The following is a 24,814-nucleotide window of genomic DNA, read 5'->3' as shown; positions in this document are numbered from 1 at the left end:
TAAAGTGTATTATTAAAACAGAAAAAAGATGGTGTTATTTTTAAGTCTTAATAAAAAGCAAAGCTACTAAAAAATATTTAATAGACTTTGCTTTTTGTTTAATTTATTATATTAACAATTTCATAGGTGTAAAACGTATACCATCAGTAGTTTGCTCAACATCAGTATCTTTAAACCCTAATTTGTGATAAACTTCAACAGCATAAGGTGATGAATTTACAGTTATTTCAGTTAAATTGATTTTATTATAAATACAATATTCTATTCCCGTAGTCATTAATTTTTTTGCAATGCCACGTTTATGATAATTTTTATCTATAAATAGCATACATATATGATTTAAGTCTCTAATAGCTAAGACTCCAATTACCTTTTCACAATCAAAGCAGCCCCAAAAGAAGAGTGATTTTTCTTTGACTTTTTCAATAATAGAGTTATATTCTATAAATTCATGAAATGACTTAATTCCTTCATCACAATAATCTGGGGACTCAAATTCTTCAAATACATTCCATATTAAATCTAATGCATTTCTAATATCTTGTTCTTTTAATTCTCTTATTAAATATTCTTTACAAATCACAAACAACACCTCTATTATTAAAAATTTTTACTATAAGTATATACCTTAAATATATTCAATTCAATACAATTTATTTTATAAATTTAGAATATTATGATAATATATAATTTATATACAGTATAGGCTAGATTATAAAATTTATTTAAACATACAATTTAGCAATTCAAACAAATCTAAAATGATGTTTTTTAAAATAAGTATATATATGACATAAGAGTGTCTTATTTAAAATGATAAAATAAAAATATATAAATTATATTTATAAACTATTATGTAATTGGAAAAGGAGATAAGTATGCAAATTATTGATATAAATATGAATAATATTGACAATGAACATATATGCTGTTCAATTTCTGAAAAAAAAGGGGAAAATTGTGTCTTTTCTAAAAAACTTTGGATGAAAAATAATTTTGATAGAGGTCTTGTATTTAAACGACTTGATGTCAGAGGCAAAGCTTTTATAGAATATATTCCATCAGAAAATGCATGGTGCCCTATCATTGCAGATAATTATATGTTTATTGACTGTTTTTGGATATCTGGAAAATTTAAAGGGCAAGGATATTCTAATCTATTGCTACAGGAATGTATAGCTGATGCAAAATTAAAAGGAAAGTATGGATTAGTTGTGCTTTCATCTAGTAAAAAAATGCCATTTTTATCTGATGCTAAATATCTAAAATATAAGGGATTTTGTTTAGCAGACATAACAGAGCCAAATTATGAGTTATTGTATTTCCCATTTAATGATAATGCTCCTATCCCATATTTTAAAGATTGTGTGAAACAAAGAAAATTAAACGAAAATAGTATAGTTTTATATTACAGTAACCAATGTCCACACACAGAAAAATATGCTCCTATTTTGAAGAAAATCGCAAATTCTAGAAGTATAGATGTAAATCTCATAAAATTTGAAACAGCAAAGGAAGCACAAAATGCTCCAGCCCCATTTACTACATACAGTCTTTTTTTTAATGGTGAATTTATAACTAATGAGATACTATCTGAGAAAAAGATTGAAAAATTATTAGATAGCAAAATTAAAAAAATTTAACTAAAGAGTGATATAAATATTTTAATTTAAAATTATCGTATTTTATAATTTAATATATTTTGAATGTTTATTAAATTGATATATGATAGTATAAAACAATATAGTATTAGGAGGTGATGAATATGAAAAGACTCTTTCAACAGATTAGAATGTATTTAAACAATAACAGAAAGATTATCATTGTGTCTGATTAAGAGTTTTTTGATAATAATTATAGTCTTTCTTTTAAAAAGGAGAGAAAAATGATATTAAAAACAAAAAGATTAACTTTAATTCCACTATCACTTCGTCAACTTGAGCTTTGGATTTTTGATAATTCAAAACTAGAAAAAGAATTAAACTGCATTTATTGTGCAGAACCAATGACTGAATTTTTTTATGATATTGTAAAAGGACAACTAAATATTGCTAATAAAGATAAAAAAAATATACTATTTTATACATTTTGGTTTATTATGTTAAATGAAAATCGCACAATTATAGGTCTAGTTGATTTTAAAGATATACCAAATTCTTATGGTGAAATTGAGATTGGCTATGGCTTAGGTGACAATTATAAAAAGCAAGGATATATGACAGAAGCTGTTGAAAAAATGTGTGATTGGGGTTTAAGTCAACCAAATATTTCTTCTATAATAGCTGAAACTGACATTAAAAATATTGATTCACAAAATGTTTTATTGAGATGTGGATTTAAATTATATCGCAATTTGGATACAAAATGGTGGAAATTAAATATATAGAAAAAATTTCCAAAATTTTATAAATTATATTGACAAAGCTAAAAAAATAAACTATTATATAAAACAATAAGAAAATAAATTGAAATTCTATGAAAAAGAGAGTAGCATAAAAGTAATTGATAGAGAGCTGGGAATGGTGGAAGCCTGGTAATGAATTTTATTGTGAATAGAGCTTTAGAGGAGGTTACCAGAATTAATAGTATGGTAATTGGTGAGTCTCGCCTTAAGAGATTAGAGTGGGTAAGATTATCTTATCAATTAGAGTGGTAACGCGGATGTATTCGTCTCTTGGTCTTTGACCAAGAGGCTTTTTTAATTTTAAGAATTCATTTGCAGATACTTTTTAAATTGATTTATAAGGATTATTATAATTTTACCAATAAGAGTGGTACCGCGGAAATTCGCCTCTTAGTATTTACAATGCTAAGGGGCTTTTTGTTTTATTTGGAAGATTTTAATTTATATATTATCAAATGATTATTATATGATAAAAAATAAAAATAGGATTCGAATACTATTTTAATATAAAAATGGAGGGAATAAAATGAGTAAAATAAAAGCTGGGATTATTGGTGCAACTGGATATGTGGGAGCAGAATTGCTAAGATTATTAATAAATCATGATAAAGTCGAAGTGACAGCGATAGGCTCAAATTCGTATGTAGGGAAAGATATAGTTGAGGTATACCCAAGTATAGGCTATAAAAATAGCATGATATGTATAGAAAATGAAAAAGTTATTGACATGTGTGATGTTGTATTTACTGCTCTTCCACATGGAGTTAGTGAAAAATTTGCAATAAAAGCAATTGACTCTAAAAAGAAAGTCATAGATTTAGGTGCTGACTTTAGAATAAAAGATGAAGAAATATATAATGAGTGGTATGGAGTATCTTTTATAGATAAAACTTTACATAAAAAAGCTGTCTATGGATTAAGTGAAATATATAAAGATGATATAAAAGATGCTAATATAATTGCAAATCCGGGATGTTATCCTACTAGTATTTCTTTACCACTGATGCCATTATTAAGTTCTAAGTTAATAAAATGTAATAATATAATAATCGACTCTAAATCAGGTCTAACAGGGGCTGGTAGAGAATTATCAATTAGTAGTCACTTTACTGAAGTTAATGAAAATATAACTGCATATAAAATAGGTAAACATAGACATACTCCAGAAATAGAACAAAACTTAAGTGAAGCATATAAAGAAAAAGTAAATGTAGTTTTTACACCAAATTTAATTCCAGTAAATAGAGGAATACTATCAACTATATATTGCGTAAGAGAAGATAATATTTCTATAAATCAGATACACAAGAAATTAACTGATTATTATGAATATAAAGAATTTATAGAAGTTCTTCCATTAGGCAAAGTAGTTTCTCTAAAGAATGTTAAGTTATCAAATAAATGTGCAATATCATTGCATGAAAATGGAGATACATTGATAATTTGCTCAGCCATAGACAACATGATTAAAGGAGCAGCAGGACAAGCTATACAAAACATGAATATAATGTTTGGTATTGACGAAACTACAGGTTTAAAAAATATAGCACCATCATTTTAGGAATGAAAAAATACTAAACTCATACAAATAGGAGGATAAAGATGGAGATTATAAAGGGTGGAGTTACAGTTTCAGAAGGATTTTTTGCTTCAGGAATTCACTGTGGCTTGAGAAAAAATAAAGAAAAAAGAGATTTAGCCTTGGTTTATTCAGATGTTTTATGTGATGCAGCGGCAGTAGTTACTCAGAATAAAGTAAAAGGAAACCCTGTTTATGTGACACAGGAACACATTAAAAATGGAAAAGCACAAGCTATCATAGTCAATAGTGCCAATGCTAATACCTTTAATGGTAAAGAAGGACTTATAAATGCTCATAAAATGGCTAAATTCACTAGTGAAAAATTAAATATTAAGGAAAATGATGTTTTAGTTGCATCTACAGGTGTTATAGGAAAACCATTAAACATAGATTTGATAGAAGAAAATATGGATGAATTAGTAAATAATCTAAGTAAACAAGGTCATATAGGAGCAAGAGAAGCTATTATGACGACTGACATTATAAAAAAAGAAATAGCAGTAGCAATAATGTATGGAGATAAAAAAATAACTATTGGAGGAATGGCAAAAGGCTCAGGTATGATACATCCTAATATGGCTACAACTTTAGGATTCATAACTACTGATGCAAATATTGATGGAGCTTTATTAAAAGAAGCCTTAAAGATAGCTGTTGATAAGAGCTTCAATAGAGTTAGTGTAGATGGAGACACAAGTACTAATGATATGGTAATGATTCTAGCAAATGGAAAAGCAAAAAATGAGAAGATGAGCAAAAAGGATGAACATTATCAAGTATTCTTAAGTGCACTTACATATGTTTGTATAGAACTTGCTAAACTCGTTGCTAAAGATGGAGAAGGATGTACAAAACTAATTGAATGTTATATAAATGGAGCATTAAGTGAAGAACATGCAGTAAAATTAGCAAAAACAGTTATATCTTCTTCACTAGTAAAAACAGCTGTGTTTGGAGCTGATGCAAACTGGGGAAGAATATTATGTGCTTTAGGATATGCAGGTGAAGAAATAGACATGGAAAAAGTGGATATTATTTTTGAGAGTATGAAGGGGTATATTGAAGTATGCAAAAATGGCAATGGGCTAGATTTTAATGAAGAAAAAGCAAAAAAAATTCTTGAAGATGATGAGATAAGCATCTTAGTAAATTTAAATATGGGAAATGCTCGAGGAAATGCATGGGGATGTGATTTAAGCTACGATTATGTAAGAATAAATGGAAGTTATAGAAATTAGGAGGAAATATTTTAATGATTAATATAGAAAAAGCAAATACACTTATAGAAGCTTTACCATATATAGAAAAACATCAAGGTAAGACTATTGTAGTTAAGTATGGTGGAAGTGCAATGAAAAAAGATGGTTTAAAAGAATCTGTTATGGAAGACCTTGTACTAATGAGTTATGTTGGAATCAATATAGTTTTAGTACATGGTGGAGGAGCCGAAATTAATAAAATGTTAGCAAAAGTAGACATAGAAAGTAAGTTTGTAAATGGGCTTAGATATACAGATGAAGAGACTATGGAAGTTGTAAAAATGGTACTTGCTGGTAAAGTGAATAAAGATTTGGTTAATAAAATACATACAAAAGGTGGAAAGGCAGTGGGACTTTGTGGAATAGACAATAATATGCTTTTATGTGACCCATATAAAAACTATGAACTTGGATTCGTAGGTGAAATCAAAAAAGTAAATGTGGAACTTATAGAATCTTGTTTAAAGTCAGGTTATATTTCAGTAATTGCTACTATAGGAGTTGGAGAAGATGGAGAAACTTATAATATAAATGGGGATACAGCAGCTTCTGCCATAGCTAAGGAGTTAAATGCAGATAAATTGATACTACTTACAGATGTACCTGGTCTATTAAGACAGCCAGATGAAGAAAAATCATTAATAACAGAAGTTATACTAGAGGATGTAGACAAATTATTTGGAGAAGGGATAATTACTGGAGGTATGATACCTAAAATACATAGCTGTGTAGATGCTTTAAATAATGGAGTAAATAGAGTACATATTTTGGACGGAAGAGTTCCTCATTCTATAATAACAGAATTATTTACTGATAGTGGTATAGGAACATTAATAAGAAAAGAAAATGAATAAAAATGAAAGTAATATATAAGAAAATTATAAATTTAAGAAGGGATGATAAGAATGAATAGCAACAATACAATTTCAAAATGGAATGAATATTTTATAGATACATATAGTCAACCTAATTTTGTTATAGATTATGGTAAAGGAAGTTGTTTTTTTGATACTGATGGTAATAAGTATATAGATTTTACAAGTGGATACGGAGTATCTTCTCTTGGATATAGCAATAATAGTCTAAAAAATGCTCTAAAAGAGCAAGTAGATAAGCTACTTCATACTTCAAATTTATATTTTAATGAACCAGTATTATATGCTGGAGAGAAAATAATTAATGCAAGTGGAATGGATAAAGTATATTTTTGTAATTCTGGAACAGAAGCAAATGAAACAGCATTTAAAATAGCCAGAAAGTATAGTAGTGATAAGTATGGTGAAGGTAGAGGAACCATTATAAGTTTAAAAGACTCTTTTCATGGTAGAACAATGATGTCTTTGATGGCAACTGGTATGGATAAATATCATAAGTATTTTTATCCACTTCCCGAAGGCTTTAAGTATATAGAAAGAAATAATATTGAAGACTTAAAAAATAACATAGATTCAAGTGTTTGTGCAATAATTCTCGAAGCAATTCAAGGTGAAGGCGGAGTTAATGTGCTTGAAAAAGACTATGTTTTGGAACTAGTAAAAATATGTAGAGAAAAAGACATAGTACTGATTTTTGATGAAGTTCAATGTGGTATAGCAAGAACTGGTAAGTTTTTTGGATATGAATACTTTGATGTAAAACCAGACATAGTTACAGTAGCGAAAGGGCTGGGAGCAGGAATACCAATAGGTGGAGTAATAGTAAATGAAAAACTTTCAAAAGTACTAGGAAAAGGGGACCAAGGTACAACATTTGGAGGCAATTTATTAGCTATGGTAGCAGCTTCAGTTGTATTAGATGAGATATCTAAAGAAGGTTTTTATAAAGAGATAACAGAAAAAGGGGACTACATAAGAAAATCTATTGAGGATTTTAATAGCAAGATTGTACTAAACACAAAAGGTCTTGGTTTGATGATAGGAATTGAAACTAGTGTTGAATCTAATATCATAGAAGAGAAAGCTAGAAAAAAAGGATTGCTTATTTTGACTGCTGGTAAAAATGTATTAAGATTTTTGCCACCATTAACAATTAGTTACAAAGAAATAAATGAGGCTCTTAAAATTTTAAAAGATATACTACTAGAAATTAACTAAATATTCAAAAATAAATAATTAAAATAAGTAATTAAGATATATAAAATAAATAACTCGCAAATTTAATTAACTTTAAAAAGTTTACAAAAAGGGGAGAATTAATATGAATAATATAAGTTTAAAGGGAAAGAGTTTTTTAACATTAAAGGATTTTACAAAAGAGGAGATTAGATATTTATTAACTTTATCTAGTTATTTAAAAACTAAGAAAAAGGTTGGCATAAAAGGAGATTTATTACAAGGAAAAAATATAGCTTTATTGTTTGAGAAAACATCAACAAGAACTAGATGTTCATTTGAAGTAGCTGCTCATGATGAAGGAGCACATGTAACTTATCTAGGTCCTAATGATTGTCATATGGGAAAAAAAGAGTCTGTATCTGATACAGCAAAAGTCTTAGGAAGATTTTATGATGGAATAGAATTTAGAGGATTTAAACAGAAAACAGTTGAAAGCTTAGCAAAATATTCTGGTGTACCTGTTTGGAATGGACTTACAGATGAATATCATCCAACACAGATACTTGCAGACTTTTTGACAGTGATTGAAAATGTAGATAAGGATTTGAATAAAGTTAAATTTGTGTACGTTGGTGATGCTAGAAATAATATGGGGAACTCATTAATGATAGGGTGTGCTAAAATGGGAATTCATTTTGTAGCACTTGCACCTAAAGAGCTTTGGCCAGATGAAGAATTAGTTAAAGATATGAAGGAAATAGCTAAGAAATCTAAGGGAGATATAATATTGACAGAAAATATTGATGATGTAAAAGGTGCAGATGTTATATATACAGATGTATGGGTTTCTATGGGAGAAGAAGAACAATATGAAACAAGAATAAATCAACTTAAGAGTTATCAAGTAAATATGGAGATGATAAAGAAAACAGAAAATGAAAATGTTATATTTTTACACTGCCTTCCAGCATTCCATGACTTAGAAACTAAAGTTGCTCAAGAAATTTATGAAAAGTTTGGATTATCAGAGCTAGAGGTTACAGATGAGGTATTTAATTCAAAATATTCCAAGGTATTTGAAGAAGCCGAAAATAGAATGCATACTATAAAAGCAGTTATGGTTTCTACTATGACTGACGTAGATATGAACAGTAGTTTAGTATAGATATTTTTTATTCTAGCTCTTGATTTAAGAAAAATGCATAAAATATTCTAAATATATTATTCAAAAACTCGTATTATATGTTAAAATAACTTATGTATCAACAAATTAAGAGGGAGGATTTGAGATATGAAAAAAATCATATTAGTTTTAACAACTTTTTTATTGGCAATATCTTTAACAGCATGTTCAAGTGCAAAACCAGAAGATACAGTTGATAGTTTTTTCAACAGTGCAAAGAAGTTTGACTTTGAAGGCATGAATAAGGTAATGGAAAATAATGACGAGAAATATAAAGATGTATTAAAAGAGCTAGACACAAAAGACCCAAATGCACAGTATGTTTTAGATTATCTAAAACAGAATGCATCTAAAATCACATATACAATAAAAGATAGTGAGATTAAAGATAATAAAGCAACAGTAAAAGTAGAGTGTAAATTTGTAGATTCAACACCATTACTTAAAGAGATAGTAGCTGAAGCATTTACAAAGATGCTTGGTATGAGTTTTTCAGGGCAAGACTTAACTGATGAGAAAACAACTGAAATGTTAGTATCAATTATGAAAGAAAAACAAAAAAGTGTTAAAGAGACTTATGTAACAAAAACTGTAGAGCTTGAATGTTCTAAAAAAGATAACAAATGGATAATAAGTTCAGTTAATGATGCAGTAGCTGATGTATTATTATCTAATCTTGTTACAGCAGGACAAGATTTATCTAATTCTATGGGTACTATTCAGTAGTATAAACTTAAGTTTAATAGATATAAAAATATTTAAAAAGGATACCAGTATTGGTATCCTTTTCTATTAAAATACTATAATACATGGTCAAATTTTATATCATCAAGGAACTATAATATAAAACTATAAGTTCATATTTTTTAAACTAAACAAACACACGTATATTTTATAAAATATAGTATCTAAAAATTTATTTAGCTAGCTTTAGATATTTGTTGATAGCTGCTTCAGCTAAACATTTTGATGAATCAATAATATTAATTGAAGAATGGAATTTTTCAAAAACTACATTTAAGTCGGTACAAGCAATTATTACATTTTCAATAGATTCTTTTTTCACATCTTCAATAAGTTCATTCCAAATATCAATATTATATGGATTTCCTTTATCTGTTTTTATACTTTGAATAAGAGTATTTAATTTCGTCTGCCACTCATCTTTAAATATAAACTCATGCCCATTATGTAGTATGCCATCTTGATAAATTTTAGATTCAAATGTTGAATTAGTTGAAAAAAGAGTTACTTTTTGTGGGATAATAGGAAGTTTCTTAACTGTTTCTTCTACAATATTTAACAAAGGTATATTAATTGATTTTTTTAATTCTTTAAAGTATATATGTGCTGAATTACATGGCATAGCAATAAAACTTACTCCAATTGATTCAAGTTTTTGTAACCCATCAATAATAGTTTTTTTCATAAGTTCGTGATTTATTGGACGGTCAATATAAAATGGAGTAGGTAATGAATATATCATCATCTTTGGGAACTCATCATCATATTTTGCACCATACTGAGATTGACATTCATCAATAACTAAATCCATAAAGGGAGCAGTTGATCTTGGACCCATTCCAGCTAAAATTCCAATTAATTTTTCATTCATAAAAATTATCTCCTTAAATATATATTTTTATATTAGGTATAAAATATCAAAACTTATTCTATAAGAGTATAAAAGTCTGTTTTTATAATAGATAATATTATACAATTATATAGTATAAGGTTAGTAGTGATAATATGTTTTTACTTGTATATTTTTGATATAAAATTATTTTAAATCGAGATTATCTAATATTTTTAGAAATATTTTTATAGCAGTATCTAAGTCATCTACAGAAACACTTTCATCAGGATTATGACTTATACCTCCAGCACATCTTATAAACACCATTCCAATGTCAGTTATATTGTCCATTTCTTGAGCATCATGACCAGCTCCACTGTAAATATAAAAAGGATTAAGATTTAAATCTATAAAACTTTTTTCTATAGTTTTAGTTATTTTATTGGAACATGGTACAGGAACATTTTCAAAAGAAAGTTCGCTTTCATAATTAAGTTTTCTATTCTCACATATATGAGATATTTCGTTGAATATCTTTTCTACTGAGCTATCAAGAACTTCTTGAGAACAAGAACGTACGTCGAGAGTAAATTCCACTCTTTCAGGTACTACATTTGATGAAGATGGATAGAAATTCATCTTTCCAACAGTAGCAACTAAATTAGTAGTCATTTTAGCTATATTTTCAATGGCTAATACACATTCACAGGCACAACATCCAGCATCAAATCTCATATCCATTGGTAGTGTACCAGCATGACCAGATTTACCATTTACTGTTATCTTAAAACTTTTAAATCCTGTAATACTTGATACAATTCCAGCAGGAAGAGATTTATTTTCTAAGACAGGCCCTTGCTCGATATGAAATTCTAAATATGCATCTATATCTTTTCTAGGATGTAAATTTATCAAGTTTTTAGTATTAAATCCAAACTTTGTTACAGCTTCTTCAAGTGTAATTCCGTTTTCATCAACAGATTTAAGAAGCACTTCTTTAAAAGTACCAGCAAAAACTTTACTTCCCATTAAAGATGTTTCAAATCTAGTTCCTTCCTCTTCAGCGAAGGCAACTAGCTTAATGTTGAAAGGATAAGACTTATTATTATTTTTTGACTCTTCAAGTCCAACTAGAGGAACTATTATTCCTAGCATACCATCAAATATACCTCCACATTTTACACTATCTTGATGAGATGCAACTACTAATGTAGGGGCATTTGGAGTATTAGATTTATATGTACCTATAACATTTCCAATATCATCAATTTCAATATCGAGATTTAAATCTTTCATCCATGAACTTATTAAATCAATAGATTTTTTATGTTCATCAGTTAATATAAGTCTTGTAAGACCATTTGTTGTTGAACTTATTTTTCCTAATGTTTGTAGATAATTCATACATTTTTGACCTAGCATGTGTACCTCCTAAATATGTGTTTTTTTATTTTAGATAATATTAGCTTTTATACTATAATTTATGAATTTTCAAATAGTTTTATATGTACAATGAAATCATATTTTTCAATGTTAACAATGACATAAAAATATAAATAAAAAGGGTATAAGCTTTAAATGAAAAACACTAAATGAAATTTTCCTGATTATAGTACTTTTGTAAAGAAATATCTCTTTCCAGTCAAGGGATAATTTTCGAGTGCAAATACTTTATTGTATCCAAACTTCTCATAAAATTTAGGAGCTTGAAAACTGAATGTATCTAAAAAAGCATATTTACAACCTCGTTCTTTAGCAATTTTTTCAGTAGTATGTAAAAGTTGACTTCCAATACCTTTATATCTAAGTTTTTCACTAACCTATAAGTATTTTATAGAAAGCCAATTACCATGAGTAACACCTATTAAGCCTGCAAGAATCTGACCTGTTTTATCTCGAGTATATATTCCTAAATCTACTGGATTTTTATCCTCAAGATTAGCAAGGTTATATTTTAATAATCCTTGAAAAATAACATCTTCATCTTGCTTTTCTACTTTTTCTGTAATTTCTAATTTCATGCTTGAATTGTCTCCTTATACAATCTTTTATCTATTTTCATTTTTTATCGATATCAATTGAAATACTCTAGTTTAATATTATTCTAATAGTCATTTATGCTGATGTCAAATTAAGAAAATTTATGTTTAACTTTATATTGTAAAGATTAAAATTTTTAAAAACAAAATAGAGCTTTAATTCTATTAATAATGACTAATAAGTTTAGTAGTTTTGGATATTAAGTATTAAAATAATTTAATTTACTGTGTATAAGAATTATTTTTAAACATAGTCTTGTTTTTAGATTCAAGAATGTAATTAATAATTAAATTTATATGAAAATCATGTTGCAAGAACATACTGATAAAAGAGTAAAGTATTATTAAAGATAAATATTTAAAACAAAATACCTAGTAGACATAAAATGTAAAAATAAAATACTATCAAAACAAAATTGATAGTATTTTTAATAAAATCTTACTTAAACAGTTTTAATAAAAACTCACATAAAATATCTTATATTTCTTTTTTGCTATAAATTTTTGATGATATAAAATATGAAATCACAAATAGCAATATAGCAATAAATGGAATAGAATATAATAGTGTATTAAGCATAATTTCTAGTGAAAGAGGTGAACTAATACTTTCTAAAATATTTTTAGAAACTAATAAAAGTAATGTTGGAACTAAAAAACATAAAATCATTAATACACGAGCTCTTTCTGTACCAAATTTGTAAACAAGTGGTAAGATAAGACTACCAAAACATATTGAAATAGATAAGACTAATGCATTAATAAGTAGAGTTTCACCTAATATAAAATTATGTTTAAAATAACCAATAATGATACTAAGTATAAGTGAAACCAATACACCTATAAAGCTAAATATTAACATAGTCAGATATTTACTTAGTACAATATCATTACGTTTAATCGGCATTGTAAGTACATAACTATCCCATTTATTCAGGTCATCATATGAGAATGTTGAAACAATCATTGTTGTACATAGGACTACAATAATACCTACAAGGTTATTAGCATCTCCACCTCCAAAAGAAGATATAAGCCCAAACATAATTACAAATAAAAGTAGAAATTTTATATTACCTTTTAAATTAATTAAATCTTTTAAAATTAGACCTTTCATTATTTATCACCTCTCACATAAAATAACATAATTTCTTCTATAGACGTATTATCGACTACAAAGTTTGGATGTTTTGCTATAAATCTATATTTATCATTAAGAAGTACTTCATATCCAAATTGGCTTTTACGATAATATGAATAATCTTCTTTTGAAATATTATCAAAATCACTAGGTTTACATTTTAAAATTCCCATATTATTAATTAATTCATCCTTGTTTTCACTAAATACTATATTACCTTTATGTATAAATGTAATATAGTCTGCTATTTTATCTAAGTCACTTGTAATATGTGAAGATAAAATAATAGAGTGTTCTTCATCTTGTATAAAATCTAAAAATATATCCAGTATTTCTTCACGAACAATAGGGTCAAGTGAACTAGTTGCTTCATCCAGTATTAATAATTTTGGATTATGTGATAAAGCTACAGCGATACTAAGTTTCATTTTATTACCCTTTGAAAATTCCTTAATTAGTTTATTCTCTGGAACTCTCAACTTTTTTAAATAGTCTTTGAATAGTGCATGATTCCAATTTTTATAGATTTTACTCATAATTTTTGATACATTATCTAGATTTAAATTTTCATGAAAATTACTTCCCTCAAATACTACACCAATTTGTTCTTTAATTTCTTTTTCATTTTTTTTGTTATCAAGACCAAATATTTCTATATTTCCACTATCATAAGAAATTAAATTTAAAATTGCTTTTAATGTAGTCGTTTTTCCTGCACCATTTTCACCTACAAATCCCATTATGCTTCCTTTTGGTACTGAAAAAGATACATTTTGTAGACTAAAATCTTTATAAGTTTTATTTAAGTTTTTTATAGTTATTGCATCCATAATTATCATTCTCCCTTATATAATAAAAGTAAAATATCTTTTAACTCGTCATATGTAATACCACTACTTTTGGCTGTATCAACTGCTTTTTGTAGGTACTCTTCAATTAAACGAAATTGCTCTTCTTTCACAAAATCCATGTTTTTACTAGATACAAAGCTACCTTTACCAGTAACTGTCTCAATAAATCCGTCACGTTCTAAATCACTATATGCTCGTTTTGTAGTAATTACGCTTATTCTAAGTTCCTTTGCCAATAGTCTCATACTTGGAAGAGCTGAGCCTTCTGGCAATTCTCCACTTATAATCATACTTTTAATTTGTGTAGTAATTTGTTCATATATTGGCTTTCCACTTGAATTACTAATAACTATATTCAACAAGACACCTCCTTAAATTGTATATATAGTATATACACATTATATAAATATATATATAATATGTCAACTGTTTTTAGAAAAAAAGTAATTCTAAATATTATGTGTTTGATAAAAGGAGTTTATAAGAGACTAGTTTTTCAAATATATTAAAATTTTTTTAAAAAAATTTATAAATATTATTAAAAAATCTTACCAATAAATTGGAAATACTAATTTAAAAAAATAGTAAAGTTTAGCTTATAGATAAACAAAAGTTTACTTAATAGATAAACTTTTTGCATTTTCGCTTTTGACATACATATTTTTTTGTAATATATTTATATTATCAATTAGAGGTAAGGAGAGTGATAAGAGATATTTAATTTAGATAAGACATTAAAAAAAGACCTAAATCAGGAATATACAGAGAGTAAAGATTTAGTTATGAATAAAAGTAAATATATGAATATTTGCTTTAAGAATTATATTAAAGTAGTAGAGGGAATGTATACTAAAAGAGATTTAATTCCATTAAGATTAATAAACTCTATGGATAAAAATAATAAGATTAGAAAAACACTACATGAATTATCTTGTGAACTTGAATATCCAAAAACTTCTTTATCTTCATTGTTTACAGAGCTGAAAAAAATGGATTTTTTACAGAGAGTGAAAAATGGTGAGTATATGATAAATCCGCATATAGCTTATAAAGGTAGTAGAGCTGATAAAGAAAGTTTATTAGCAGAATATAATCAGATAAAAAGACCTGATAAGGTTAGTAAATAAGGAAGAAGGTTTTTATATGAGTTTAAAACTTGATAGAAATGTTCTACAGTGGTTTGATTATGTATTTGAGAATGAAAAAACTAGTTTAAGACACTACAATTTTGATTGCACACTAAAAGAGATTAGTCGTGCTAGTTTAAATAGAGTAGCTTTTATATTAGAAAAAAATAATTCTAGGTACTGGAAGCTTTATTTTGAAATACCAGCCGAAGTCACTTTAAAACTTAAACAAAACATTCATCCTTTATTTAGGGAGTATATATATGAACAAATATCACTGTATAACGATAATCAAATTTACAATTTTGTAAATTCAAACATATTAAAAGTATTTAACAATATTGCTATTTATCAATATAATATTTTAGAAAATCTATATACTATTGATTTTAGAAAGAGCTTTATAGATAAATGTCAATATTTATTAATTGGTGAAAAAAGACTTATAGATGAAGATTTATACTTAAGAGCAAAATCAAAAGAAGTATTTGATTTTTTTAATTCAGATGAAACTTTCAATCTAACATTAAGTTTTGACATACAAAAAAATGAGAATCTACTCGATAGTCTTTTGGAGCTTAGGAAATCAATAATCATAAATGAGAGAATTTAATTTATTTGGATATAATATTAAAATGGAGGGATTTATATGGACGTAGAAAAAATGACTTTAAGAGTTCAAAAAAGTTTAAATGAGGCTTATAATGAAGCAGTAAAAAATCATAACCAACAAGTAGATGTAATTCATCTTTTTTCAGCACTTATTAATCAAGAAGATGGATTAATACCAAATATAATCGAAAAAATGAATATATCAATTGATTCTTTGAGAAATACTGTAAACTTTGAACTGGATAAGCTTCCAAAAGTATATGGAGAAGGCGCTGACTCACAAGGAGTATCAGCCACTAGAAAAATAAATGAAGTACTAATAAAGGCAGAGAGTATTTCTAAAGAATTTAAAGATTCATATATAAGTGTAGAGCATGTCATGCTTGCAATGATGGAAACAGAATCAAAATCAGTTGTTGGTAAAATATTAAAACAGTATAATATAAATAAAAATGATTTTTTAAATGTTTTATCACAAGTTAGAGGGAGCCAAAGAGTCGAAACACAAGACCCAGAAGGGACATACGATGCACTTGCTAGATATGGAACAAATTTAGTAGACTTAGCTAAGAAAAATAAATTAGACCCTGTAATTGGAAGAGACGAAGAAATAAGAAGAATTATAAGAATTTTATCAAGAAGAACTAAAAATAATCCTGTGTTAATTGGTGAGCCAGGTGTAGGTAAAACTGCAATTGTTGAAGGGCTAGCAGAAAGAATCGTAAGAGGAGATGTGCCAGAAGGATTAAAAGACAAAATTGTATTCTCGCTTGACATGGGGGCTTTAATTGCTGGTGCAAAATATAGAGGCGAATTTGAAGAAAGATTAAAGGCAGTTTTAAAAGAAGTTCAAAGTTCTGATGGAAAGATTATATTATTTATAGATGAGATTCATACTATAGTTGGAGCTGGTAAAACAGAAGGTTCAATGGATGCAGGTAATCTTATTAAGCCTATGCTTGCAAGAGGTGAGTTAAATTGTATTGGTGCAACTACTTTTGATGAATATAGAAAATATATAGAAAAAGATAAGGCACTTGAAAGACGTTTTCAGCCTGTAATTGCAGAAGAACCTACAGTTGAAGACACAATATCTATACTTAGAGGTTTGAAAGAAAGATTTGAAATACACCATGGAGTAAGAATACATGATAATGCTATTGTAGCAGCAGCAAAACTTTCTCATAGATATATACAAGACAGATTTTTACCAGATAAAGCAATTGACTTAATTGATGAAGCAGGAGCTATGATTCGTAGTGAAATAGATTCATTACCAACTGAATTAGATGTTGTTAGAAGAAAGTTGTTTATGCTAGAAACTGAAAGAGAAGCATTACTTAAAGAAAATGATGATAAGAGTAAGTCAAGACTAGATGATATTCAAAAAGAAATAGCAGAATTAAAATCTAAAAATGATGAAATGACTGCTAAATATGAGAAAGAAAAGAGTCAAATATTAGATATTAAGAACTTAAAAGCACAATTGGATGAAGCTAAAGGCAAAGCTGAAAAATATGAAAGAGAATATGATTTTAATAAAGCAGCAGAGGTTAAGTATGGTGAAATACCTAAATTGGAAGAACAGATAAAGAAATACGAAGAAAGTATGAAAGATGGTTCTGAAAATTCACTTTTAAAGGAAGAGGTTACTGAAGAAGAAATCTCTAGTATTGTATCAAAGTGGACAGGTATACCAGTAACTAAACTAGTTGAAGGTGAAAGAGAAAAATTACTTAAACTAGAAGAAGAACTTCACAAGAGAGTCATAGGACAAGATGAAGCAGTTACAGCAGTTTCAAATGCAGTAATACGTGCAAGAGCTGGTCTAAAAGATGAAAGAAAACCAATTGGTTCATTTATTTTCTTAGGACCTACAGGTGTTGGTAAAACTGAACTTGCAAAAACTCTTGCTAGAAACTTATTTGATAGTGAAGATAATATAATTAGAATTGACATGTCTGAATACATGGAAAAACATGCTGTATCAAGATTGGTTGGACCTCCTCCAGGATATGTAGGATATGAAGAAGGTGGGCAACTTACAGAAGCAGTTAGACGTGCTCCTTATTCTGTAATATTATTTGATGAGATAGAAAAAGCACATGAGGATGTGTTTAACATGTTCTTACAGATATTGGATGATGGTAGACTTACTGATAATAAAGGTAAGACTGTAGACTTCAAAAATACTCTTATAATAATGACTTCTAATATAGGCAGCAATTATCTATTAGAAGCAGGAGGAAATATAACAGAGACTACTAACAACTTAGTAATGAATGAAATGAAACACAGATTTAAACCTGAGTTTTTAAATAGAGTAGATGATGTTATAATGTTTAAGCCTCTAGACCAAGAAAATATCAAGAAAATTATAGATATATTTATGACAGACTTAAAAAATAGATTAAAAGAAAAAGATATTACTATTGAGGTTACAGATTCAGCTAAAGATGTTATGGCGAGAGAGGGGTATGACCCTGTATATGGAGCAAGACCTCTTAAGAGATATATAGGAAATACTTTAGAAACTGTAATTGCAAAGAAACTTATTGCTGGAGAAGTGTATAATGGATGTACTATAGTTATAGATGGAAAAGATGAAAATATTGAGGTTTTAGTTAAATAATAAAAAAGAAGCAGGGTATAAGATATCAAATATTTTACCTGCTTCTTTTTTATTTACAAACTATAATAAGATATATGCTTTGTCAAACTAATAAGAATATTTTTAAATCAATATATTCAAACTAAATCTGATTCAAAGTCAGTATTTATAATAAGTTTTCTATAATATGTTCAAAGTTTTAAGATACTCATAACTTTAAGATAATTGTAAAAAATTATTGTTCATTCTTATCATGTTTAAATAAATAAAAGCCAATTAATATTGCACCTATTAAACAAAGAAGTGTAATAATAATATAAACATTTCTCATTCCAAATACAAATATTTTATCATTACCAACTACATAATCATTAACCCTATACCCAGCTTTAATACTCATAAAATTATATAAAAGTGTTGTAGAAATAGTAATACCTATAACTTGACCTAAATTTCTTACAAGGGAATTTATACTTCCAACAACTCCTAACTTACTTTTAGAACAATTTGACATTATTAAAGCATTATTGGCTGGTTGAAATAGAGCTTGTCCTATTGATATTATTGATACAGAAATTACGAATAAAATAAGGATAGAACTCTCTTTCAATCTTGACATTAAGAAAAATCCAAAACTCATAACAATAAGACCAATTAAAATAATTTTTTCTGACTTGATTTTATCTGATATATTCCCAAATACAGGTGAAAAAATGGCTAAAAGCAAAGGTGATAATATCATAAATAAACCTGCATGAATTGGGGAAAGTTTCATAGTATTTTGTAAATAAAATGGAATTAAAATACTAGATGATGCAATACAAATAAATGATGTAAGAGCACAAATTAAATTCAGTGAAAATTTAAAATTTCTAAAAATTTCAAGGTCAAGAAGTGGTTGAGGATGTTTTTTTTCTAATATCAAAAATAATATAATAAAAATAATTGATAGCAATAGTGTAATTAATATATATGGATTTAACAGCCCTATTTGTTGGGCATAAATTAAAGCACTAAAAAATAATGTTGTTCCTAAAAATTGAAGTATAGCACCAATCTTATCCATCTTTTCTGAAGTTCTTTTACTATTTGGAAGAAATTTTGTATTTAGAAAAATTACAATAATACCTATTGGGATATTTATAAAGAATATAAAATTCCAATTAAATATTGATAAAATAAATCCTCCTATAGATGGTCCAACCATATTACCAACAGCTACCGCAGTAACTAAAATTCCTAGAGCCTTACCTCTACTTTCTTTTGGAAATAATTCTGTGATAATTCCATGATTGTTTGCCATGTAAGCAGAAGCACCTACTCCTTGGATAAAGCGACAAATTATAAGTAAAGTTAAAGAATTACTTAATCCACATAATAATGAAGCTACCGTAAAAAGAATAGTTCCTAACTGAAATATTCTAGATTTACCAATAATATCTCCAAGTCTTCCAAAAAATAATAGTGTTGAACAAATAATAATTGAGTAACTTGCTATTACCCATTCAATAGATGATATAGACACATTTAATTTACTTGCTAGAACTGGAAGCGCAACATTTATAATACTAGAATCTAATGTTGCCATAAAAGTCATTGCAATGACTACAAATAAGACTGTTATACTTTTTTTATTTTCATTTTTTTTAAAAGATTTTGTCATTTTTATTACCTCCTTATTATAATGACTGGCATTATTTTGATGTTTACAATAATAATTACATTTTATATAATAACGATATGAAATAATGAATACAACAACGATATTGCTTATAATTAGCACTATTTTGATAAGAGGTAAATAATGAATGATAAAAGCGCATATTTCGATAGAAAAGGTCAAGAAAGCTTCATAGATATATTTTTTAAAGACGACATAAAAAATGGAGAAAATTTTAAAAGACATTGGCATGAGCATCTACAAATATATTATTTTGTTGATGGTATAGCATACCTGGAATGTGGAGCTAGTAATTTTAAAGCAGTGTCTGGAGATGTTGCAATAGCAAATAGTAATGAATTACATTATTTAGAAAGCCTATCAGACAATCTAAAATTCTATACTATTCGTATTGAACCTACCTTTCTTTTTAGTAATCAAGTTGATTTGTTGCAAACTAAGTACTTAGCACCAATGACTCTAAATCATATTGTATTTAATAATTTAATTCAAAAGGATTCTTTTATTTTACAATGTATTAAATCTATACTTGATGAATATCACAATAAAGATATTGGATATGAGTTATCTATAAAAGCTAGTATTTATCAATTTATAGTATTCTTATTAAGAAATCATGTTGATAAAATCTTTTCAGAAGAAGAATTTATAGAAAGAAAATATTCTTTAGAAAAATTTGAATGTATATTTGATTTGATAGAAGAAAAATATATGGATAAAATTACATTAAAAGAACTTGCTAGTACTGTGAATTTGAGTGCACACCATTTTTGTAGAACATTTAAACAAATAACAGGTAAGACTACAACTGATTATATAAATGGAGTAAGACTTGATAAAGCTATATATTATTTAAAACAAACAGATTTAAATATGACAGAAATTGCTATGAGATGTGGTTTTGATAGTATAAATTATTTTAGTCGTTTATTTAAAAAGAATTATGATGTATCTCCAACTAAATATAGAAACGAACATGGTGATACTTGTAGTATTCTTTTAAAAGATAACAATAAATAGCTCATAAATATACTTTACAGAAAATGTATGTTTTGAATTTTTTTATAAATATTGATAATACCTAAGATACAAAAGAGTAAATTACTAATAAAATAAAAAATGTAAATTAATATGAAAGGATATCATACCTAATGAAAAATATTTTTTATTATGAAACTAAAATTGGAAAAATAGGAATAGCAGAAAAAAATAATTTCATTACAAACTTGTTTTTTGACACATCTATTTTAAATTCTGAAGAATATTTAGTTAAAGAAAGCAAAATTATAAAAGAAGCAAATAAACAACTAAAAGAATACTTAGAGGGAGATAGAAAAGAGTTTGATTTGCCACTAAAGTTGTCAGGAAGTGAATTTAGGAAAAAAGTATGGAATGAACTTTGTAACATTCCATATGGAGAAACAAAGACTTATGTAGAACTAGCAAACATAATTAATAATCCCAAAGCATACAGGGCGGTAGGTCTGGCAAATAGCAAAAATCCTATTTCTATTTTTATACCTTGTCATAGACTTGTAGGATCCAATGGTAGTTTGAGAGGCTATTTAGGAGGAATAGAGGTAAAAGAATATTTATTGAAACTTGAAAAAGAAAATAAATAATATATTGCAAAAAATAATGATTATTATATGAAAAATAAAATTCATATAAAAGAATTACAAAAAAATCAAATGAATATAAAAGATTTATATATTTATAAAAAATTTTATAATAAAAATTACCTTGAAAAATATATAAAAATATAAAAAATATACAAGATTCTACAATAATAGATTTTTTTGTTATTATTACGAGTTTTTTATTGCATCTGTAGAATAAAAGTATTATTATATAGTTAAGATAATTATCTAGGTAAATTTTGGATAATAGCAACATATTTTATAAAATAAAAATATAATTACATAAACTTTATTAAAAATTTGTTAGAAATTTCTGACTAATATTAAGAACGCAAATTTGCTGGGGGATGGTGTATGTGGAAAAATCAAATACTACTGTTACAAGAAAAGAAAAAATTGAAGATATAGGAATGAAATTAGAACATTTATTGAGTGAAAATATTACTTTTTATGAATTATTACTTGAGGTTTTGAATAAAGAAAAAGAAGAGAATTAATTCTCTTCTTTAAGGAATCTTTTTAGGTAAGCATTATCAATCATTTTTTCTATAGCTTCTCTATCTTCTTTTTCAAGGGAATATATTTTTTCTAAGAGTTTTTTTGTTTTTTCACTGACTGATAGATTTTCTATGATTAATTTATCTTCTTTACTTATTTTTGTACTTTCATTTACACCCAGTAGATAATCAGTGGATGTTTTCAATACTTTTGCTAATCTTACTATAATTTCACTTTTAGGTTCTCGTAAATTGTTTTCATAACGTGATAAACTAGCTTCAGTTATACCAACTTTAGTAGCAAGTTCTTTTTGATTTATATCCAATTCTTTTCGTAAATTTGCTATTCTATCTCCTAAACTTTCCATATGTACATCACTCCTTACCGAAATTATAAGTTATTTTTATAAAAAGTAAAATAAAATTACCAAAAATATAAAAAAAAAAGATTAAAATAAGAAAATATATTGAAAATTACCGTTTGTATATGTATAATATGAGTTATACAAATGGTAATTGGTAAAGAGGTGATATTTTTAAAATGAAAAATTTAAATGATTAATAAAGATATATTATTTTAGATACATTTAATTTAAATATAAATAAATATTTTAACAATAAAATTACCAAATGTATAAGACAATACTATAGTATCGACAATTTGATGTTTTAATAAATTTAAATTTTTAAATAAGCTAGAAATCAATTATGTGAAATTGATTCTTATAAATTAAAATAAGTTGAGTAGATGGAGGAATTAATGTGATAATAATTAGAAGTCAGGATAAAACTGATCTAATGCAGGCTAATCAAATTAAAATAAATGATAGTGAAGTTTATGTAGTATTTGAAAGCTTTAATACTATAAAAATAGGAACCTATGAAAGTAATGCAAGAGCTATACAAGTATTAGATAATATACAAAATTTTATTGAGAATGGAACAAAATATGATTACATAACATCTAACAAAGTTAGACATAATATTAATAAAATATTTCAGATGCCAATTAAGTAATGAGTGTATGTTTTATGTTTAAGAACTAAAGCCTTCTTTCCTTTTATAAAAGTAGGAAAGAAGGCTTTATATATTTATGAATATTGAAGTATTTTTGTTTTTAAGTTTAGATTATTTAATGGTATATTAGAGACCAATTAAATAACAAGAATTCTCCTAAAACAGCCAATATTAAATATATGATAGCTTCATTTTTATAAAGAGAGGTAGTTTTTTTATTTATATCATCATCGATTGTAATAGCAATTTCATCTTGAATGATATTTTTACATATAGGTGCTAAAACAGTATTTTTCTTCAATAGATTAAATAACTTACTTACATATATCCATATGAAATATCCTAAAACAGCCCCTAATGTATTCATCATTAAATCATCAATATCTGTAGCTCTAAGATTAAATAATTGACAAAATTCAATTGCTACTGAGAAACCTAATCCAGCTATTGATACATTAATAATATTTCTAAATTCTTTCCAAATTAAAGGAAGTAAGAATCCTAAAGGCATAAACATAATTATATTTAAAATATATGTTAAAGCGCCAACTGAACTAAATGGTATTATATTTATTTCATTAAATCTAATAATTTCTTTATATTTTCCTATATCCCATATGCTTCCAATACCAGCTTTACTAAGTGCCAAGTAAATATATAATAAAAAAATATATACCCATACTAAATGTATTACTACATTCTTTTCACATTTCAAGTTTTTTCTTTTTATAACAATTATTTGATATATTAAACACGGAAGTATAGCGCAAAGAAATGAATAAAGTGTCCACATAATTGTATTTTATCTCCTTTCAAAATTTATGCTTTTAGCTATATAATTACTATCTTTATATTAAGCTTTAAATTTTAAAAATCTTTTAATAAAATCTTAAAAATTTATTAATTTATAAAAACATATTAATTTATAAAAACATGGTTATTAATCTTAACAAAATATAGAAAATCAAAGCTACTAAATTTATATGCAGATGTTTAAAAAATTTTAGCATATGCATAAATATTATAAATATATGGAAATAATAATAGTATATTTTGGTAAAATAGGAGGGATTCTATGAAATGGATTAAATGGTATAGTATTACATGTATATGTATTTTTATAATTGTAGCTTTTTGTATGCTACTATTTCCTAATAGAACAAAGTCGATTGATACTTCATATGCATATAGTTTTATTGAAAAGAAAGTTCCAAAGAGTGCTGTATATCAAGGATATAAGAAGAACCCAATTAATGGGACGACTACAATTTATTACAGTTACAATAATTTAACTCATATAGTTAAATTGTCACATCCAGAAGGTTATTCAAGAGAGATTAACTGGAATAAAGTCTCAAATATTAGGTTTGATTAATACAAGGGAATTATTGAGGATAAAAACACAGTATTTATGGCAAATGTATAGAAAACGACCTTAGAATTATTGCTAAAACTATAAAATAATAGTTTATTCTCGTAGTTATTACTTAATTAATGATGTAAGTAAAACGAATCCAGAATTGTTTTAAGAATATTAGGA

Annotated in this window: 26 protein-coding genes, 1 pseudogene and 1 other annotated feature; of the genes and pseudogenes, 16 read left to right on the top strand and 11 right to left on the bottom strand. The window is 26.4% G+C overall.

Going from position 1 to position 24,814, the window contains the following annotated elements:
* Positions 1–106 precede the first annotated feature (106 nt).
* The gene (locus ACTG44_RS10630) at positions 107–583 is read right to left on the bottom strand and encodes a GNAT family N-acetyltransferase (protein ID WP_479918976.1); all 477 of its coding nucleotides are present in this window, start codon (positions 581–583) and stop codon (positions 107–109) included.
* Between the two features lie 295 nt (positions 584–878).
* Between ACTG44_RS10630 and ACTG44_RS10625 the strand changes: the two genes are divergently transcribed.
* The 8 genes from ACTG44_RS10625 to ACTG44_RS10590 all read left to right on the top strand — a co-directional run bounded on the left by ACTG44_RS10625 (position 879) and on the right by ACTG44_RS10590 (position 9,208).
* Positions 879–1,643, top strand: a complete 765-nt coding sequence (locus ACTG44_RS10625; protein WP_479918975.1) for a YoaP domain-containing protein — start codon at positions 879–881, stop codon at positions 1,641–1,643.
* Between the two features lie 242 nt (positions 1,644–1,885).
* The gene (locus ACTG44_RS10620) at positions 1,886–2,386 is read left to right on the top strand and encodes a GNAT family N-acetyltransferase (RefSeq protein WP_021384842.1); all 501 of its coding nucleotides are present in this window, start codon (positions 1,886–1,888) and stop codon (positions 2,384–2,386) included.
* Positions 2,387–2,466: 80 nt separating this feature from the next.
* Positions 2,467–2,678: a binding site (T-box leader), on the top strand.
* A 252-nt stretch (positions 2,679–2,930) separates the two neighbouring features.
* A complete protein-coding gene (gene argC / locus ACTG44_RS10615) occupies positions 2,931–3,965 on the top strand; it encodes an N-acetyl-gamma-glutamyl-phosphate reductase (protein ID WP_479916859.1) in 1,035 nt (344 codons plus the stop codon).
* A gap of 41 nt (positions 3,966–4,006) precedes the next feature.
* Positions 4,007–5,224 (top strand): bifunctional glutamate N-acetyltransferase/amino-acid acetyltransferase ArgJ, encoded by a 1,218-nt coding sequence (gene argJ, locus ACTG44_RS10610; RefSeq protein ID WP_479916858.1) that lies wholly within the window; start codon positions 4,007–4,009, stop codon positions 5,222–5,224.
* Positions 5,225–5,238: 14 nt separating this feature from the next.
* Positions 5,239–6,099 (top strand): acetylglutamate kinase, encoded by an 861-nt coding sequence (argB, locus tag ACTG44_RS10605; protein ID WP_021384875.1) that lies wholly within the window; start codon positions 5,239–5,241, stop codon positions 6,097–6,099.
* A 51-nt stretch (positions 6,100–6,150) separates the two neighbouring features.
* A complete protein-coding gene (locus ACTG44_RS10600) occupies positions 6,151–7,338 on the top strand; it encodes an aspartate aminotransferase family protein (protein ID WP_479918974.1) in 1,188 nt (395 codons plus the stop codon).
* A gap of 103 nt (positions 7,339–7,441) precedes the next feature.
* On the top strand, positions 7,442–8,464 hold the full coding sequence (argF, locus tag ACTG44_RS10595; protein ID WP_479918973.1) for an ornithine carbamoyltransferase: 1,023 nt from the start codon (positions 7,442–7,444) through the stop codon (positions 8,462–8,464).
* A 126-nt stretch (positions 8,465–8,590) separates the two neighbouring features.
* The gene (locus tag ACTG44_RS10590) at positions 8,591–9,208 is read left to right on the top strand and encodes a nuclear transport factor 2 family protein (RefSeq protein ID WP_479918972.1); all 618 of its coding nucleotides are present in this window, start codon (positions 8,591–8,593) and stop codon (positions 9,206–9,208) included.
* 190 nt (positions 9,209–9,398) lie between these two features.
* Here the strand turns inward: ACTG44_RS10590 and ACTG44_RS10585 are convergent, their stop codons facing one another.
* The 7 genes and pseudogenes from ACTG44_RS10585 to ACTG44_RS10555 form a co-directional block, all read right to left on the bottom strand.
* Positions 9,399–10,097, bottom strand: coding sequence for an aspartate/glutamate racemase family protein (locus ACTG44_RS10585; protein ID WP_479918971.1), 699 nt, complete (start codon positions 10,095–10,097; stop codon positions 9,399–9,401).
* Between the two features lie 165 nt (positions 10,098–10,262).
* The gene (locus ACTG44_RS10580) at positions 10,263–11,480 is read right to left on the bottom strand and encodes a M20 family metallo-hydrolase (protein ID WP_479918970.1); all 1,218 of its coding nucleotides are present in this window, start codon (positions 11,478–11,480) and stop codon (positions 10,263–10,265) included.
* Between the two features lie 185 nt (positions 11,481–11,665).
* Positions 11,666–11,866: pseudogene (locus tag ACTG44_RS10575) on the bottom strand (GNAT family N-acetyltransferase); the annotation flags it as partial.
* Between the two features lie 12 nt (positions 11,867–11,878).
* Complete coding sequence (locus ACTG44_RS10570) at positions 11,879–12,079, bottom strand: hypothetical protein (RefSeq protein WP_021384870.1); 201 nt, start codon at positions 12,077–12,079, stop codon at positions 11,879–11,881.
* 496 nt (positions 12,080–12,575) lie between these two features.
* Positions 12,576–13,214 carry an ABC-2 transporter permease gene (locus ACTG44_RS10565; RefSeq protein ID WP_021384849.1) on the bottom strand — a complete coding sequence of 213 codons (639 nt, stop codon included), beginning with the start codon at positions 13,212–13,214 and terminating at the stop codon, positions 12,576–12,578.
* Complete coding sequence (locus tag ACTG44_RS10560) at positions 13,214–14,077, bottom strand: ABC transporter ATP-binding protein (protein ID WP_479916855.1); 864 nt, start codon at positions 14,075–14,077, stop codon at positions 13,214–13,216. The genes ACTG44_RS10565 and ACTG44_RS10560 overlap by 1 nt, the downstream gene beginning before the upstream one ends.
* Positions 14,074–14,448, bottom strand: a complete 375-nt coding sequence (locus ACTG44_RS10555; RefSeq protein WP_021384840.1) for a GntR family transcriptional regulator — start codon at positions 14,446–14,448, stop codon at positions 14,074–14,076. Before ACTG44_RS10555 ends, ACTG44_RS10560 begins: the two co-directional genes overlap by 4 nt.
* Positions 14,449–14,871: 423 nt before the next feature.
* Between ACTG44_RS10555 and ACTG44_RS10550 the strand changes: the two genes are divergently transcribed.
* From ACTG44_RS10550 to clpB, 3 genes are read left to right on the top strand one after another with little or no spacing between them, the layout of a single operon-like run.
* On the top strand, positions 14,872–15,216 hold the full coding sequence (locus ACTG44_RS10550) for a replication/maintenance protein RepL (RefSeq protein WP_021384882.1): 345 nt from the start codon (positions 14,872–14,874) through the stop codon (positions 15,214–15,216).
* Between the two features lie 16 nt (positions 15,217–15,232).
* On the top strand, positions 15,233–15,829 hold the full coding sequence (locus tag ACTG44_RS10545; RefSeq protein ID WP_021384862.1) for a hypothetical protein: 597 nt from the start codon (positions 15,233–15,235) through the stop codon (positions 15,827–15,829).
* A 36-nt stretch (positions 15,830–15,865) separates the two neighbouring features.
* Entirely contained in the window at positions 15,866–18,460 is a 2,595-nt protein-coding gene (gene clpB / locus ACTG44_RS10540; RefSeq protein WP_479920439.1) for an ATP-dependent chaperone ClpB, read from the top strand.
* Between the two features lie 214 nt (positions 18,461–18,674).
* On the opposite strand, the gene ACTG44_RS10535 is transcribed toward clpB, so the two are convergent.
* Entirely contained in the window at positions 18,675–20,102 is a 1,428-nt protein-coding gene (locus tag ACTG44_RS10535; RefSeq protein WP_479920438.1) for an MFS transporter, read from the bottom strand.
* 141 nt (positions 20,103–20,243) lie between these two features.
* Here ACTG44_RS10535 and ACTG44_RS10530 point away from each other — a divergent pair, with 141 nt between their 5' ends.
* The 3 genes from ACTG44_RS10530 to ACTG44_RS10520 all read left to right on the top strand — a co-directional run bounded on the left by ACTG44_RS10530 (position 20,244) and on the right by ACTG44_RS10520 (position 22,257).
* Complete coding sequence (locus ACTG44_RS10530) at positions 20,244–21,140, top strand: AraC family transcriptional regulator (protein WP_479920437.1); 897 nt, start codon at positions 20,244–20,246, stop codon at positions 21,138–21,140.
* Positions 21,141–21,271: 131 nt separating this feature from the next.
* Positions 21,272–21,742, top strand: a complete 471-nt coding sequence (locus ACTG44_RS10525; RefSeq protein ID WP_021384864.1) for a methylated-DNA--[protein]-cysteine S-methyltransferase — start codon at positions 21,272–21,274, stop codon at positions 21,740–21,742.
* A 374-nt stretch (positions 21,743–22,116) separates the two neighbouring features.
* Positions 22,117–22,257 carry a hypothetical protein gene (locus ACTG44_RS10520; protein ID WP_021384801.1) on the top strand — a complete coding sequence of 47 codons (141 nt, stop codon included), beginning with the start codon at positions 22,117–22,119 and terminating at the stop codon, positions 22,255–22,257.
* Here the strand turns inward: ACTG44_RS10520 and ACTG44_RS10515 are convergent.
* Positions 22,254–22,625, bottom strand: a complete 372-nt coding sequence (locus tag ACTG44_RS10515) for a helix-turn-helix domain-containing protein (RefSeq protein ID WP_021384829.1) — start codon at positions 22,623–22,625, stop codon at positions 22,254–22,256. The two genes, ACTG44_RS10520 and ACTG44_RS10515, sit on opposite strands and share 4 nt — an antisense overlap.
* Before the next feature lie 394 nt (positions 22,626–23,019).
* Between ACTG44_RS10515 and ACTG44_RS10510 the strand changes: the two genes are divergently transcribed.
* Positions 23,020–23,274: a hypothetical protein gene (locus ACTG44_RS10510; RefSeq protein ID WP_479916851.1), complete on the top strand. Its 255-nt coding sequence runs from the start codon at positions 23,020–23,022 to the stop codon at positions 23,272–23,274.
* A 115-nt stretch (positions 23,275–23,389) separates the two neighbouring features.
* On the opposite strand, the gene ACTG44_RS10505 is transcribed toward ACTG44_RS10510, so the two are convergent.
* A complete protein-coding gene (locus ACTG44_RS10505; RefSeq protein WP_479920436.1) occupies positions 23,390–24,067 on the bottom strand; it encodes a VanZ family protein in 678 nt (225 codons plus the stop codon).
* A gap of 282 nt (positions 24,068–24,349) precedes the next feature.
* Between ACTG44_RS10505 and ACTG44_RS10500 the strand changes: the two genes are divergently transcribed.
* Positions 24,350–24,649, top strand: a complete 300-nt coding sequence (locus tag ACTG44_RS10500) for a hypothetical protein (RefSeq protein ID WP_479920435.1) — start codon at positions 24,350–24,352, stop codon at positions 24,647–24,649.
* Positions 24,650–24,814 lie beyond the last annotated feature (165 nt).

The organism is Clostridioides sp. LIBA-2809, assembly GCF_056688965.1.
This window is presented reverse-complemented; position numbering and strand designations above follow the sequence as displayed.

Bases quoted from the DNA above. Each gene is read 5' to 3' on its own strand.
- ACTG44_RS10620 (WP_021384842.1), top strand. From the start codon at position 1,886: ATGATATTAAAAACAAAAAGATTAACTTTAATTCCACTATCACTTCGT.
- ACTG44_RS10565 (WP_021384849.1), bottom strand. From the start codon at position 13,214: ATGAAAGGTCTAATTTTAAAAGATTTAATTAATTTAAAAGGTAATATA.
- argJ (WP_479916858.1), top strand. From the start codon at position 4,007: ATGGAGATTATAAAGGGTGGAGTTACAGTTTCAGAAGGATTTTTTGCT.
- ACTG44_RS10550 (WP_021384882.1), top strand. From the start codon at position 14,872: ATGAATAAAAGTAAATATATGAATATTTGCTTTAAGAATTATATTAAA.
- ACTG44_RS10585 (WP_479918971.1), bottom strand. From the start codon at position 10,097: ATGAATGAAAAATTAATTGGAATTTTAGCTGGAATGGGTCCAAGATCA.
- clpB (WP_479920439.1), top strand. From the start codon at position 15,866: ATGGACGTAGAAAAAATGACTTTAAGAGTTCAAAAAAGTTTAAATGAG.
- ACTG44_RS10560 (WP_479916855.1), bottom strand. From the start codon at position 14,077: ATGATAATTATGGATGCAATAACTATAAAAAACTTAAATAAAACTTAT.
- ACTG44_RS10505 (WP_479920436.1), bottom strand. From the start codon at position 24,067: ATGTGGACACTTTATTCATTTCTTTGCGCTATACTTCCGTGTTTAATA.
- ACTG44_RS10580 (WP_479918970.1), bottom strand. From the start codon at position 11,480: ATGCTAGGTCAAAAATGTATGAATTATCTACAAACATTAGGAAAAATA.
- ACTG44_RS10515 (WP_021384829.1), bottom strand. From the start codon at position 22,625: ATGGAAAGTTTAGGAGATAGAATAGCAAATTTACGAAAAGAATTGGAT.
- ACTG44_RS10570 (WP_021384870.1), bottom strand. From the start codon at position 12,079: ATGAAATTAGAAATTACAGAAAAAGTAGAAAAGCAAGATGAAGATGTT.
- ACTG44_RS10600 (WP_479918974.1), top strand. From the start codon at position 6,151: ATGAATAGCAACAATACAATTTCAAAATGGAATGAATATTTTATAGAT.
- ACTG44_RS10590 (WP_479918972.1), top strand. From the start codon at position 8,591: ATGAAAAAAATCATATTAGTTTTAACAACTTTTTTATTGGCAATATCT.
- ACTG44_RS10530 (WP_479920437.1), top strand. From the start codon at position 20,244: ATGAATGATAAAAGCGCATATTTCGATAGAAAAGGTCAAGAAAGCTTC.
- argB (WP_021384875.1), top strand. From the start codon at position 5,239: ATGATTAATATAGAAAAAGCAAATACACTTATAGAAGCTTTACCATAT.
- ACTG44_RS10625 (WP_479918975.1), top strand. From the start codon at position 879: ATGCAAATTATTGATATAAATATGAATAATATTGACAATGAACATATA.
- argC (WP_479916859.1), top strand. From the start codon at position 2,931: ATGAGTAAAATAAAAGCTGGGATTATTGGTGCAACTGGATATGTGGGA.
- ACTG44_RS10545 (WP_021384862.1), top strand. From the start codon at position 15,233: ATGAGTTTAAAACTTGATAGAAATGTTCTACAGTGGTTTGATTATGTA.
- argF (WP_479918973.1), top strand. From the start codon at position 7,442: ATGAATAATATAAGTTTAAAGGGAAAGAGTTTTTTAACATTAAAGGAT.
- ACTG44_RS10525 (WP_021384864.1), top strand. From the start codon at position 21,272: ATGAAAAATATTTTTTATTATGAAACTAAAATTGGAAAAATAGGAATA.
- ACTG44_RS10535 (WP_479920438.1), bottom strand. From the start codon at position 20,102: ATGACAAAATCTTTTAAAAAAAATGAAAATAAAAAAAGTATAACAGTC.
- ACTG44_RS10500 (WP_479920435.1), top strand. From the start codon at position 24,350: ATGAAATGGATTAAATGGTATAGTATTACATGTATATGTATTTTTATA.